The 14,386-nt window shown below is 38.9% G+C and carries 14 protein-coding genes; 2 read left to right on the forward strand and 12 right to left on the reverse strand.

The genetic code is table 11. From position 1 onward, the window contains the following. Positions 1-147: 147 nt before the first annotated feature. The 7 genes from murC to LC455_RS27030 all read right to left on the reverse strand — a co-directional run bounded on the left by murC (position 148) and on the right by LC455_RS27030 (position 7,719). Complete coding sequence (murC, locus tag LC455_RS27000; protein ID WP_223595683.1) at positions 148-1,449, reverse strand: UDP-N-acetylmuramate--L-alanine ligase; 1,302 nt, start codon at positions 1,447-1,449, stop codon at positions 148-150. Positions 1,450-1,686: 237 nt separating this feature from the next. Beyond that, positions 1,687-4,014, reverse strand: coding sequence for a DNA translocase FtsK (locus tag LC455_RS27005; RefSeq protein WP_223595685.1), 2,328 nt, complete (start codon positions 4,012-4,014; stop codon positions 1,687-1,689). Positions 4,015-4,158: 144 nt separating this feature from the next. After that, positions 4,159-4,947: a DUF1444 domain-containing protein gene (locus LC455_RS27010; protein WP_223595804.1), complete on the reverse strand. Its 789-nt coding sequence runs from the start codon at positions 4,945-4,947 to the stop codon at positions 4,159-4,161. An 86-nt stretch (positions 4,948-5,033) separates the two neighbouring features. Then, positions 5,034-5,351: a thioredoxin family protein gene (locus tag LC455_RS27015; RefSeq protein WP_223595687.1), complete on the reverse strand. Its 318-nt coding sequence runs from the start codon at positions 5,349-5,351 to the stop codon at positions 5,034-5,036. Positions 5,352-5,457: 106 nt separating this feature from the next. Continuing rightward, complete coding sequence (locus LC455_RS27020; RefSeq protein WP_223595689.1) at positions 5,458-5,865, reverse strand: hypothetical protein; 408 nt, start codon at positions 5,863-5,865, stop codon at positions 5,458-5,460. 210 nt (positions 5,866-6,075) lie between these two features. Beyond that, positions 6,076-6,597 (reverse strand): DUF84 family protein, encoded by a 522-nt coding sequence (locus LC455_RS27025; RefSeq protein ID WP_223595690.1) that lies wholly within the window; start codon positions 6,595-6,597, stop codon positions 6,076-6,078. A gap of 54 nt (positions 6,598-6,651) precedes the next feature. Continuing rightward, a complete protein-coding gene (locus LC455_RS27030) occupies positions 6,652-7,719 on the reverse strand; it encodes a M42 family metallopeptidase (RefSeq protein ID WP_223595691.1) in 1,068 nt (355 codons plus the stop codon). 180 nt (positions 7,720-7,899) lie between these two features. Between LC455_RS27030 and LC455_RS27035 the strand changes: the two genes are divergently transcribed. Beyond that, the gene (locus tag LC455_RS27035) at positions 7,900-8,220 is read left to right on the forward strand and encodes a PepSY domain-containing protein (RefSeq protein WP_223595692.1); all 321 of its coding nucleotides are present in this window, start codon (positions 7,900-7,902) and stop codon (positions 8,218-8,220) included. A gap of 42 nt (positions 8,221-8,262) precedes the next feature. Here the strand turns inward: LC455_RS27035 and LC455_RS27040 are convergent, their stop codons facing one another. Both LC455_RS27040 and trmB read right to left on the reverse strand, forming a co-directional pair. Further along, positions 8,263-9,099: a YtnP family quorum-quenching lactonase gene (locus LC455_RS27040; RefSeq protein ID WP_223595693.1), complete on the reverse strand. Its 837-nt coding sequence runs from the start codon at positions 9,097-9,099 to the stop codon at positions 8,263-8,265. Between the two features lie 85 nt (positions 9,100-9,184). Further along, a complete protein-coding gene (trmB, locus tag LC455_RS27045) occupies positions 9,185-9,829 on the reverse strand; it encodes a tRNA (guanosine(46)-N7)-methyltransferase TrmB (protein WP_223595694.1) in 645 nt (214 codons plus the stop codon). A gap of 164 nt (positions 9,830-9,993) precedes the next feature. On the opposite strand from trmB, the gene LC455_RS27050 reads away from it, so the two are divergent. Next, positions 9,994-10,272: a YtzH-like family protein gene (locus LC455_RS27050; protein WP_223595695.1), complete on the forward strand. Its 279-nt coding sequence runs from the start codon at positions 9,994-9,996 to the stop codon at positions 10,270-10,272. Here the strand turns inward: LC455_RS27050 and LC455_RS27055 are convergent, their stop codons facing one another. The 3 genes from LC455_RS27055 to LC455_RS27065 all read right to left on the reverse strand — a co-directional run bounded on the left by LC455_RS27055 (position 10,273) and on the right by LC455_RS27065 (position 14,371). Beyond that, the gene (locus LC455_RS27055; protein WP_223595696.1) at positions 10,273-11,046 is read right to left on the reverse strand and encodes a phosphotransferase family protein; all 774 of its coding nucleotides are present in this window, start codon (positions 11,044-11,046) and stop codon (positions 10,273-10,275) included. A 225-nt stretch (positions 11,047-11,271) separates the two neighbouring features. Then, complete coding sequence (gene pulA / locus LC455_RS27060) at positions 11,272-13,401, reverse strand: type I pullulanase (protein WP_223595698.1); 2,130 nt, start codon at positions 13,399-13,401, stop codon at positions 11,272-11,274. Continuing rightward, a complete protein-coding gene (locus LC455_RS27065; RefSeq protein WP_223595699.1) occupies positions 13,388-14,371 on the reverse strand; it encodes a diacylglycerol/lipid kinase family protein in 984 nt (327 codons plus the stop codon). The genes pulA and LC455_RS27065 overlap by 14 nt, the downstream gene beginning before the upstream one ends. Between the last annotated feature and the right edge of the window lie 15 nt (positions 14,372-14,386).

A 14,386-nucleotide genomic window follows, 5' to 3' on the forward strand; every position in this document is an offset into this window, starting at 1 on the left:
AGCTTATGTCCTAAAGTACCTTCTTTGTATTCTTTTACAACCATGAGCTTAAACTCATCACTATATTTAGCCATAAAAAACACCCCAAGAGTCAGATTTTCCTCTAACTTTTGGGGTGCATTACATTGTGACGGCATCCTTTTTTCTTTATTGTACAACTTGGTTTTCATAGGATTCCTGGAATTTTTGAATGTCTCCGGCACCCATAAAAATAATGACGCTGTTGTTAAAGTCTTTTAACACTGATGTGTTTTCTTCAGAAAGCAATTCAGCCCCAGGAATTTTTTCCTGTAAATCCTTGATGGACAGCTTGCCATGCTTTTCACGGGCAGAACCAAAAATTTCACACAAAAAGGCTTTGTCGGCCCTTCGCAGGCTTTCCGCAAAATCCTCTAAGAATGCTTGCGTCCGCGTGAACGTATGGGGCTGGAATACAGCTACAATTTCGCGGTCAGGATATTTTTGCTTAGCTGCCTCAATGGTTGCTTTAATTTCAGTCGGGTGGTGGGCATAATCATCAATTAAAATTTGGGAACCCATATTTTTTTCAGAAAATCTTCTTTTTACACCTTGGAAAGTCATTAATCTTTCCTTAACTGTTTCAGCATTGATTTCTTCATAATGGCATAAACCAATGACCGCTAATGCATTTAGCACACTGTGGTCACCGAAGGTTGGAATGGAAAAGGTATCATAAAAGGTATTTCGTATAAAGACATCAAAGGTAGTCCCATTCGTTGTCTTCACGAGATTTTTAGCCTGATAGTCATTTTCATCCGCAAATCCGTAGAACAAAACAGGAACTTTTGCCTGGATTTTTTGCAGCTGTTCGTCATCACCAAAAGCAAATATCCCTTTTTTTACTTGGACAGCCATTTCCTGAAAGGCAGAAAATACATCATCAATATTGGCGAAATAATCAGGATGGTCAAAGTCAATATTGGTCATGATGGCATAGTCAGGGAAATAGGATAAGAAATGCCTTCTATATTCACAAGCTTCAAAAACAAAGTATTCTGCCCCTTCCTCCCCTTTACCTGTCCCATCACCAATTAAAAAGGAGGTTGGCTTGGCACCAGCGATAACATGGGACATCAGCCCTGTTGTTGAAGTTTTCCCGTGTGCGCCAGTAATGGCGACACTCGTAAAATTTTGCATAAAATCGCCTAAAAAGCGATGGTATCGTACTATAGGAAGTCCGAGCTCCATAGCCCTTTGTATTTCTTCATGGGTATCGGGAAAAGCATTCCCGGCAATAATCGTCATTCCTGGCTCGATATTTTCCTTTTGAAAGGGAAGGATCTTAATCCCTGATTTTTCAAGTGCAACCTGAGTAAAAAAGTGCTTTTCGACATCGGAGCCCTGCACCTGAAATTTCATATCATGAAGAACTTGTGCCAGTGCACTCATTCCAGACCCCTTTATACCTACAAAATGGTAAATAGTCATAGAAGAACCTCCAACCAACGTCTATCTGTAAAACAGTATATGACATCTGTCTGTATTTGCTAACAACAAAAGTGGATGTGCCTATGCACATATCACGTCCAAAATACTTTCTAAATAAATTCATTTCATAATTATAGCATTGTTTATTCATAAAAACTATTTGTGGCATTGAAGCTTTGATTCCATTTATATTTGCAATATATATTATTTGTTCACGTTAATAAAGAATACTATAGATTAACCAATATTACTAGAGTCTTGTATTGACTCTAAGTCAGCCTCTGTAATCAGTACATCTCGCGCTTTGCTGCCATTTGCACTTGTTATATATCCATTCTGCTCTAGCATATCCATCAATCTTGCCGCGCGGTTATAGCCAATCTTAAAGCGCCGCTGCAGGCTCGAAGTGGATGCACCGCCTTGATCGACAATGAATTCACATGCTTCAAAAAACAGTTCATCCTCCCCTTCTGTGACTTGTGCTTTTTTAAGCAGCTCCTCCTGCTCGAATAAATAATCAGGCTCCCGCTGCTCCCTGACATGGGCCACAACAATATCAATTTCTTCATCAGATACGAATGTACCCTGCAGGCGGACTGGCTTTGACGAGCCATTTTCTAAAAATAACATATCACCACGGCCGAGCAGTTTTTCCGCCCCGCTAATGTCGATAATGGTACGGGAATCGACCTGTGAGGAAACAGAAAAAGCAATTCTTGTTGGAATATTTGCCTTAATTAATCCGGTAATAACGTCCACTGAAGGCCTTTGCGTTGCAACGATGAGGTGAATACCGCATGCCCTTGCCTTTTGGGCAATCCGGCAAATGGCTTCTTCGACATCCGCAGGAGACATCATCATTAAATCAGCCAGCTCATCAATGATAATCACGATAAACGGAAGCTTATCTGAATATCTTTTATGCTGAATCGCAAGTTCATTAAATCGGCTTATGTCTCGAACACCCGTGTGAGCAAACAATTCATAGCGTCTCTCCATTTCATCTACCGCCCATTTTAAAGCCGCTGTTGCTGCTTTTACATCCGTAATGACAGGGCTCACCAGGTGTGGAATCCGATTGTATGGCGCAAGCTCGACCATTTTCGGGTCAATGAGCAAAAGCTTTAAATCATCAGGACTCGCTTTAAATAACAGACTTACCAAAATTGTATTAATGCAAACACTTTTTCCAGAGCCTGTTGCTCCCGCAATTAGGCCATGGGGCATTTTTTTTAGGTCGGTTACAATCGGGTTACCGCCAATATCAAGCCCAAGGACAGCCGTTAGTGGTGAAGCTGATTCTTGAAAAACACGGTTCCCGATAATTTCGTTTATCATCACGGGTCTTGATTTTTGATTTGGCACTTCAATACCAATCGTATGTTTTCCTGGGATCGGCGCTTCGATTCGAATATCCCTTGCTGCAAGACTAAGCTTTATATCGTCGCTTAAATTGGTTATTTTATTTACCTTTACTCCAGGCTCCGGCTGGACCTCAAAACGAGTGACAGAAGGACCCTGAGTAACATTGACGACACTTGCCCCTACATTAAAGTTTTGTAAGGTTTGATTTAATAGGTCCTGTTGATATAAAATCCAGTCATTATCCTTTTCTTCCGAAATAGGCGGGCTTAATAAGCTGGAATCCGGAAACCTGTAACCGTCTTGAGAAGCTGGGGGTTGATAGCTTTCAACCTTCTTTTCAGGTTCAGGAGTGCTAGCTTGAACACTTTCAATCTTGCTTGATTCTATTTTCGGCCTTTGCTCTCGTTCTTCCCTTCTAGTACTTTTTCTTGCTTCCCATTTTTCTTTATCTTGTTTGAGCATCATGACATTAAAAGGCAATTTTGACCGAATAGGTCTTGATGTTTCTGGCTGCTCAATTGGTTTCTCAACAACAATCTCTTCTGCAACATCATTATTTTCATATAGATTTTCGCTTTGCTCGGGTTCAACAGGTAAAGAAACAACTGCGGCCATCTCTTCTTCCTTAATACCTAACTGCCCATTATTATGGTCCTTAACCAAAACAATCTCTTCTGTTTCATAGACTGTTTCCGCAGTTGCAGCAATTGAATCTAAATTGCTTTCAAATTCTTCTTCTAAAAAATGGCTTAATTCATGCTCGATGATTGAATCAATTTTTTTAGGCCTATTAAATCCAAAAACAGGTGAAGGGATTTCTGTTGGATGAAAGGGACCGCGTATTCTTTCCGGCTGTTCTTTCTTTGGTATTGGTACTTTAATGTTTTCTTTTGGCATTTCCTTTTGTACTGTTTGTCTTTCCGTTTTCTCTTTCCTAACCCTTTTTTCCGGAATTACTGCCGCTCTTCTTTTTATTGCAGGGGTTTCTCCAATTGTCCGTCTTTTGCTGATTGAACTGTAAGAAGTCTTAAACTCACCTTTGGGATATTGATAAGAGATTCTAATCTCTAAATCCTTAATGTTATCATCATTGTTCAGAAATGGATGGCCATTCGTTTTTTTATTATGTATCGTTAAATGGTTAAATTCCTCTTCCTCATCTTTTTTAAACCTTTGAAAAAAGTCTTGGATCCAACTCAAAACTATCACTCTTTCTCTTTCATCTATCATTCTATTTTATCAGTAATTGATCTTTTTTCGACATAATTTCACAGAATTAGCCGAAATATATCTTCGAATGAATGAAAAAAGACCACCTAGAATGTGATCTCTTCGAATTCTATTTTATTTATTTTTTCCTAAAATAAAAATAGGCTCTAATTCCCCATTTTCATATAAAAAGGATAACGCTGTAATCGGAACCCGGCCATTAGCAAAAAAGCTCATAGCCATTTGCGCTAATACATCGTATCCCCGGTCATTACGGATATCCCCGATAATTAATACATCTTGATGCGGCACGGCAACCACCATTGTCCCGGTAATTTGTTTCTCCATATCATTTAGGAAGCCTTTATTTAATATCCTGCTGGCATCATACCCATCATTCGTGTTAAGAAAATAAAAGGTATTACCGGCAACCGGATCCTCTTTTAGCTGTGTTGTCAGCGATCTTACATTAAATAGGGCAATCTCCTTTATTCGTGAATGGACCCATCCCTCTTTTTCCATCACACGCGCGTCAATTAACCGGTAGGTTTTACCCATATCATAGGCATAATAGATTTTTGTTTCAGCTGTATGTTCATCGATTAAAAACGGGACACCTTCCTCTGCTTCCTTTGGAAAAGATGAGGAGCGAATGACAGGGTAAATTCTTTTTTCGTGATCCGTTAATTGGACGGTATCCTCCATAGCACGCAGGCCTTCTTCAATATAATAAACAACTTCATCGATAGCCTTTTCTTTTTCTGCATTCCATTTGGCCACAATCCCAGGCAAGGAAATGGTAATCCCTTTCTTGACTACCTCACTTTCGATTCTAAGCTGATCTTTTTCGCGGTCATAAGTGATAAGACGATCCTTGGCAGCCAACCTTGTTTCAAGTTCTTTACGCATCTTTTTACTATCCATTTTCAACCTGCTTCCCTCCTTAAAAGGGTATTTCCCTTATTGTACATTAAAAAACTCCCATCTCAAAAGGAGGGAGCTAGTTGGTATTATGATTTCAACCCCGTGATAAATCCTTCAATTTCTTCTTGCGTTTTGCGATCCTTACTTACAAAACGGCCAAGCTCTTTCCCGTTTTCATAAGCAATAAAGCTTGGAATCCCAAAAACATCTACTTGCTGGCATAAATCGATAAATTGATCGCGGTCAATATGGATAAAGGTATATTCCGTAAATTTCGCTTCAATTTCAGGCAGTGCTGGTTCAATAAAACGGCAATCTCCACACCACAATGCTGAAAACATAAAAATCGTTTTCCCATTATCTCTTAGCTGTTCAAATTCCTCGATTGATTCTAAATGTTTCAAATTCAACGCCTCCGTTTGAATTATCTTGATCTTCTTAAATCATATCAGCCATTCTGCCGATTAGTCCATGGATTTGCATTTTTGAAAATGACCCATGACTTTCCTATTATTTACCAAACTTAACTGAATTAACAATTTGCATCATCGCTTTTCCATCTTCAACCAAGTCACTGGTTTCCGTCTGAGTCGTTATTTTTGTACCGCCTATTCCGACTGTCAATTCGTTTTGATCATCATCTAATTCCTTAATAGTTAAAAAGCCAAATTTACTGCCTGAGGTGAATTTTTCATTTGTATTGAGCTGTTTATATTGCTTAACGGTTCCGTTATAAACCACTTTACTTAAACTGTCTTCTTGTGGATTTACGAAAAGTATATAGGTCTTAGAGCCATTTTTTAAAATGATGTTATTGGGTTTTTCATCTTTTATTTTATAACCTTCGGGTAAATAAAAATGAATTTTTCTACTTTTTTCATTTGGCTGTTTCGCTGCTTCCTGAAATGATGATTTCACTGTTTTAACCGTGTTTTTACTTTCATCCTTCAGTGAAGCATGGCTGCAGGCTCCTAATACAAAAAATAATAAGCTCAATATGGTAATAGTTTTAAAAGTTTTCAGGATGCATTCCCCCCTATACACGACAATAGTCCTATCTATATCATACCTTCCAAAATATTCAAAAGACAAGCCTTTTTGTCGAAAAATACCGTCGAAAAAGAGGGATTAATCTTCTAAATGTGTTTTTTGATAGGTATATTGTCCAATAAGGAGATTCATGACATGAGTAAACATTTCCACTCGATTAACGAGTCCATTTGTGAAAATTCCAATTGCCCCTTCGTGTTTTCTGACATTTTTCATATTTGCGTAATCATCCATGACTGGTCCGAGCTCGTCTCCAGCGCGAAGTCTTACTGCTATTTCTTCAGGCAATAAAACCCTGGCACCACCGGCAATAATCGGTGCCATATCTTTTGATGCCAGCGCTCCCCAGTTACAAATCATCAAGCCCTGACTTGTTTCTTGTACGCCGCCTTCGAGACCAATCCCAATATCGCCATTGCCTTGATTTAACGCTTCAACTGCCCGATTAACTGCCCCAAGAATTGTTTCTTCATCTGAAAAGGGCTGAGCATTTACTCCTGAAGGAATATCCATAGCAATAAACTCTGCCTCTTGATTAGGGAAGCAATTTTTTACTGCTGTAATTTTTGCCAGGTTTTTTGATCCAATTATGATTTTCATGTAAGCATCTCCTTTTGCATATGAAAAGGAGGCATGTAGAATGCCCCCCTAAAATTAACTGTTTGCTTTAATCGTATCTACTGTCGTTTGATCACAAGACTTCACTAATTTAATTAACAATTCTTTTGCAGCGGCATAATCATTGACGTGAACGATGGAGGCGTGAGTATGAATATAGCGTGAACAAATACCAATAACTGCACTCGGAACACCTTGATTGGATTGATGTACACGACCGGCATCTGTACCGCCTTGTGAAACAAAATATTGATAAGGAATATTGTGCGTTTCAGCCATATCGAGAACAAATTCCCTCATTCCACGATGTGTGACCATCGATTTATCTAGGATACGGAGCAATGCCCCTTTTCCTAAATGACCAAACTCTAATTTGTTTCCGGTCATATCATTAGCAGGACTCGCATCAAGCGCGAAAAAAATGTCAGGATCAATCATATTGGCAGCCGTTTGTGCTCCACGCAAGCCTACTTCCTCCTGAACAGTTGCACCTGAATAAAGGGTGTTTGGCAATTTCTCATCCTTTAGTTCTTGAAGCAATTCAATCGCGAGACCACAGCCATAGCGATTGTCCCAAGCTTTTGCTAATATCTTCTTTTCGTTTGCCATCGGCGTAAAAGGACAAATCGGCAGGATTACCTGACCTGGCTTAATTCCAATCCTTTCGGCATCTTCACGATCATCGGCCCCGATGTCGATCAGCATATTTTGAATTTCCATTGGCTTGTTTCGTTTCGCTTCGTCTAAAAGATGGGGCGGGATGGAACCGACCACTCCGATAATGGGACCATTCTTTGTCATGATTTGAACACGCTGCGCTAATATCACCTGACTCCACCATCCGCCAAGCGGCTGAAAACGAAGCATGCCATTATCTGTAATGGCAGTAACCATGAAACCTACTTCATCCATATGTCCTGCCACCATAACGGTAGGTCCAGAACCTTTTTTCACACCAAAAATGCTGCCTAATTTATCTTGAACGATTTCATCCGCATACTTTGATAATTGTTCCCTCATGAAATTTCTAACTAAATGTTCATTCCCAGGGGCTCCAGGGAGCTCTGTTAGCGTTTGAAAAAGCTTTAAGGTTTGTTCGTTCATAGTCAGACTCCTTTAGTTTTTCTTGATATCAATATGTATCCTTTTATTTTACAGAAAATCTGAACCCCTTACCACTATTTCTAATTCGACTGTTATATTATCCTCTACCATCCAAATAAGATATACTGAAGTTGGGATTGTTTGCTCATGATAATTTCTGAATAGATGGGGGTGCTTTTTTTGAATTGGAAATCATTTCTTCTCGGTGCTGCCTTTGGTGCCATTGGCGGGTATGCGGCAAAGGAAATCCTAAGCCAAAAAACAACTGTTTCACCTGAAAAAGTTTTGGCGCACGTCAAGAAACAATTTAAACAAAATGGACCTATTAGTGGTTCGTGGATCCACATGGCTGATGAGCCGTACGAAAAGCAGCAAATTAAATATCGGGTATACAAAGGCGGCCTCTCTAAAAACAACAACGGATTAAATGAACAATTTGAGTTTATCGCCGATGCCCAAACAGGTACCATTCTGGATATACAACCTATAACTAACAATTAACAAACAGCCGCATCCTACATTTGATGCGGCTGTTTGTTTTTATTAATTTCGTTTTATGCTTTCGACTATTTTTCCATCTAAGTCCCATTTGACAGCACGGTAAAAGGCATCATGGTAAAACGTAAACCATGCCTTTTTCTCGATTGCATAGGATACCCATTTTTCTTTAGCAGCAATGGAGTCCATTGGATAATCATCATAGGCCATAACCCATAAAACATTATGATGGGCATGTGTCGCCATGAGATCCGCCATATGGATGGACATTTCTCCTTCATCCTCAATAATAAGGATCGAATGCCCGTCGCTATGTCCGCCTGTATGGATCATTCGAATCGCTCCGAAACTCCATGATTCATCGAATGTTTCGACCTGTGTTTCAATGGCTTCCCAGTTTTCTTTCCAATATGTATTCTTGGACCGGATATTCGGGTTTCGCATCTCTTCCCATTCCACATTTGAAGTGATGATTTTCGCATTTGGGAAGGAAGATGTATACCCGTCATCTTCAAGCTTCGTTAATCCACAGGCATGGTCAAAATGTAAATGTGTCATTAACACATAATCGATGTGCCCGGCATTTAATCCCAGTTCGGCTAATGAATTTTCAACCTCAGATTCCCTTGTCACCCCATAATTTCTTAGTTGTTTCTCCGTTAACTTTCCATTGCCAATCCCAGATTCAACTAATAAATTTTTACCATTCATTTGAATTAGAATGGGGTCGGTTGGCAATTGGATTTGGTTTTTCTCATTAGGTGGATATTTCTTCGACCATAATCCTTTGGGAACCACGCCAAACATGGCACCGCCATCTAAATTTGTAACTCCGCCTGATAACCATGTCAGTGTTACGTTTCCAATCTTTAATGTTTGCATTCTTTCAACCCCCTTTATTCTATTTTAACATTGTCCCATATTTAGGAAAAATAAAAAGAACAGTCCATAAAAGGAACTGTTCTGATCATAAGTTTTGATATTTGACTTCACAGCGGTAGATACGATTCCCCATTTCGGAGAATTTCTCTTCGTATTCCGTCATGATGTTACCTTCGTAACCACTCTTATGGAAATCTAAGCTAAGATATTTTAACAATAAGCCGTATTCTGAAAAGCTCATTAGCGAATATTCAAACAGGCCTTGATTGTCTGTTTTAAAATGAATTTCCCCGCCGTCAACCATAATATCCTCATAAAGCTTTAAGAAATCTTTATAAGTCAATCTTCTTTTTTCATGACGTATTTTTGGCCATGGATCTGAGAAATTTAAATAAACACGGTCAACATCATTTTTCGCAAAATATTTCTCTAAATCAGCCGCATTCACATTAAGCAGTCTAAGGTTTGGCAAATCCGCTTCAATTAAACGGTCTAAAGCCGCAACGATGACACTGTCATACAATTCAATGCCCATATAATTAATTTCTGGATTAGCTTTAGCCATTTCGGTAATGAATCGGCCTTTTCCAGTTCCAACCTCGATATGAAGAGGTTGTTCATTTCCAAATACCTCATGCCATTTACCTTTATACAATTCTGGATTCGCTACAATATATTGAGGATGCTGCTCTATTTTATCCTTTGCCCAAGGTTTATTTCTAAGTCTCATTTTCGCACTCCTAAAAATTAATTTCGTTCAAACCATAACACGTGATACTTTTACTTGCAACCCCAATCTTATTGGAAAAAAGCAAAATGCATAAACAAAAAAAGAATTCACAACCTAACTGTGAATTCTTTTTATTAAAATCCCACTTGAAAGGGTGTTTTGTCATGCCTTTAAGTCATAATGACCAGGTTGCCTTACTAAAGGATATATTAAACAATCATCAAACGGATTGCTGCGGGTCTGTAGCAGAATGTGAACAACTAGAACGATTAGTGAAATCCCTCATGGTAAACACACAGGTCGATCAGAATGTTAAAAACATTTTGCAGGAGGTTTATCAATACAGCCAGTATGGTGCAGGGACGTCCAATTTGGATGAACATATCCAATCTAACCAAGAAAACCTATCACAATGGGTAAACGATATTGGTCAGTTTTCTTAATTAGAGGATTTCCGCTAAAAACTTTATCCACTTATCCCTTTCTTCGATGCGGTGTTTATTTTTATACCATTGGATTGAAGATAAGGTCTGTAAAGCCGTATACCACTTCATTCTAAGCCTTAAATGATCGGTCAGCGTTTTCCCGTACATGCTAAGCCAATCCTGCCAATTTTCTTCTGGAATATACCAATAAAGAAGCAGGCCAAGGTCAATTGCAGGGTCGGCTATCATCGCCCCGTCCCAGTCAATTAAATACAACTGGTTGTCTTCCGCAAGCAGCCAGTTGTTATGATTCACATCACCGTGACATACCACTTTTTCTTCACTATAAACATTTTTTGCTTCCTTCTTTAGGAAGTTCAATGTTTTTTGTACTTCAGGAAATTCAAGGATTTGTTCATCCAAGTCATCTATCACTGATTGAAAAAGGGTCTCGGGATCCAAGGGTGACTTTTCTAACCGGCTAAGCATACCCAGCATCGGCTCTGATTGGTGAATTTTATTCAACAGCCTGGCAACAAGCTCCTGATTCATCTCAGATGGTTTCAGCTCCCGGCCTTCAAGCCATTGCTGTGCTGTTATGACATCTCCGTTTTCCAACCGTTTCGTCCAAACAAGCTTTGGGACGATACCTTCTGCCGATAGTACCGCTAGGAAGGGAGAAGAATTCCGCTTTAAAAAAAGCCTTTGATCTTCATAACTTGCATAAAATGCTTCTCCTGTCGCGCCTCCAGCAGGGATAATTTCCCACTCTTGTCCTAATATATGTTCCAAAATTGTTCACCTTCAATTATGCCGTTCTAATGGGAGCTTTTAGATAGGGCTCTTTTCGTAAACGAAAAATAACAATTTATGCGAAAATAGCCTTAGATAAAAACGCATGCGCCTTTTTACCTTTATTTGAAAAATAAAAAAAGGCTATTGAAACCATAGCACACAATAGCCATCTTAATAAATTTTATCTCCAATTGCCTTTTTTCGTCAAGTAATCTTGGGAAACTATTTTTTCACTAAAACATTTAGCGAGATTGGTTCAATTATTATTTCTCCAACCTTAAAGGCTTTAGATGTAGAAATCCCTGCAAATTCATGATTGGCTAAAACAGACCATTCCCCTTCAGGAAGGGTAATCCGGTTCTCTCGGGATGACGAATTAATGATAAAGATTACTTTTGCCTTTTCAAAATAAATTCCTAAAACAGGGGAGTTATACGGTAAAATCCGAACATTCGAGCGAATTTCAGCTTGGGTTTTCATTCGAAAGCAGGAGTATGTTTTTCTGATTTGAATAAGGCCTTTCATATACTCCACATTTTCTTTATATATGCTTTTCCGATCCCAATCGAGTTGGTTAATGGAATCTGGCGAACGATAACTGTTTCCATCCCCTTGTTTCGTTCTAAAAAACTCCTGTCCGCTATGCAGAAAAGGAATCCCTTGTGCCAATAAGACCAACCCTGTCGCAAGTCGATGATATTTCATTCTGGAAGAATCATCTGTATTTTTGTGACAGGCCAGAAGCTTATCCCACATCGTATGATTATCATGACATTCAACATAATTTATTGATTGGGATGGTTCATTAAACAATCCATGTCCTTTTTTATTGAAACCGATGCTTCCTGTCAATAACTCAATTGCTGCCTCAAGGTAATGCTCATTTCCTAAAGCATAGCCTTTATCAAATAAATTAAAAGTACTGCCTTTAATGCTGTCGCGAAACCTATCATTAAACTGGGCTATTCCCGGCATTTTTGCCTGATTCGCTATAATCGCCTTTCGCTCTTGTGGAAGTGGCGTGTTTAAGTTCCAGCCCTCACCCAGAATAATCGTGTCACTTGCTATGCTGTCACAGAGAGCTCTGACTAAATTCATTGTCTCAACATCCAAAATACCCATTAAGTCAAATCGAAAGCCATCAATATGGTATTCTTCCATCCAGTATTGAATCGAGTCTAATATATACTTTCTAACCATCTTCCGCTCAGATGCAATATCATTGCCAACACCAGTCCCGTTTGAAGGAAGTCCTATCTCATTATGTCGGAAATAATAACCAGGAACCACTTTTTCAAAAGAGGAATTCTCGCGGATATAAATATGATTATAAACAACATCCATAATGACCCTGAGACCAGAACGATGAATTTGATCAATTAAGTGCTTTAATTCCATAATTCTGGAATAGGGATTAGAGGGATCAGTCGAATAACTGCCTTCTGGAGCATTAAAATGGAGCGGGTTATATCCCCAGTTATAATCCTTGTTTGGTTCCAGTTCATTAACACCTGCAAAATCATGTACAGGAAGAAATTCAATGTGAGTAATCCCCAACTCTTTTAAATAGGACAATCCCGTGGGACTGCTATCTTTTCCTTTTGTGTCTAATTCACCAGCGCCAAGATAAAGACCCTTATGGTTTACTCCGCTGCTTGGATGAATGGTAAAATCTCTGATATGTGTTTCATAAATAATCGCATCAACAGGGTTTGAGATATAAGGCAGATTGACTTTGGGCCGCCTTGTTTTTGCAAGGTTTACAATCACACCATGTTCACCATTTGCCGTCAAGGCCTTCACATAAGGATCAACTACCTCACGCCATTCCAGGTTAACGTGAACAAGAAAACTATAATGATAGTATTCTAAATCTCCATTTACTGTAACGGACCAAATCCCACGATCCTCCCGCCTCATTTTTACAATTTCTGAAAATTGACTGTCAGGAGGACGTAATTTTAATTTGACTCCAGTTGCTGTCGGAGCCCAAATTTTTAGCAGAGTTTGCTTTTCACCATATGTCACGCCTAGATCGTTACCGTCATAATAAAATTTATCATCAAATGAATTCGTTCGGATGACTGCACCTATCTGAAGATCTGTCTTTCCTCCATGCTCATCCAATATCCAATACTGCCTTCCAAACAAAATTTCCTCTGAAAGCTGGCAAATATACTTCATCTTGTTTTCTATTTGCCGCTTTTCCATAATCGTCAAGGGGATCTGTTGAATGTCATCGGAAACAATGAATGAAGAGGATAAACCATGATGATATGAAAGTGGAAGAAGAATCGTAATGATCTTCAACTCATCTAAGTAGGCAAGAAAATTTCGTTCAGTGGCAATCATTCGAGTCCCTCTCTTTCAAATCAACTATTTCTTTACGAACCCTTCTTGTTAACACTGACAGGGCTTTCTGTTGCAGGTTAATGGTCAAGGGTGTAAATCCAAGATGCTCTCCATCCCCATGAACATAGAATGAGTCATGTGAATGAATGGAAATAACCCTCCCTTTAAAGGTTTTCACTTCTTTAAAATAGATATGATGCCCCCAAAAAACACTTATAAAAACTAATAACAGCTTAATTCTAGATAACTCATGAACTACAGTTATATCGAAGAGTCCATCATCTGGTTCGGCTTCAGGAGCAATTTTCATACCGCCTCCATAATAAGGTTGATTGGAAACGGTAACAAACCATGTTTGTTCAAATATATGCTTTTTCCCGTCAATTGATAAATCAATTGTAGATGTTTTAAAAGTAAAAACCTTTTTTAGGAGAAAATACACATAAACCAAGCGGCCCATTGAAAGCTTGTTAAATAAGGCCTTTATTGGGGATTGATTCACCTCATAGGAAATTAGGGCATCAAATCCTGCACCCATGTTGTTTATAAAATAATGCTCTGAATGATCACCCAGCACTATTTTTCCAGTATCAATTGAGTGCCCTTCCTTCTTCATCAAACGCAGTATTACCTTAAGGGCTTCTATTGGGTCTGAAGGTATTTGAAACCCTCGTGAAAAATCGTTTCCTGACCCCCCAGGGATAAATCCTAAAGTAATTTTATGATTACTTACAATTCCATTCATAACTTCGTGCAAAGTTCCGTCTCCGCCAACAGCTATGATTATTTTTAGGTCATTGTTGCTGGCAGCAATTTGGCTGGCGAGAATTTTGGCGTGACCTGGATATTCTGTAAAAAATGCCAGGTAGGAGATTTGTTCTGCCTTTAATAAGGCTTCGATATGACTCCAAATTTTAAAGCAGTGGCCGTTCCCTGCTTTTGGATTGATAATAAAATATATTTGTTTCATTTCGCCAACCCTTAC

This window comes from Neobacillus bataviensis, assembly GCF_019969725.1.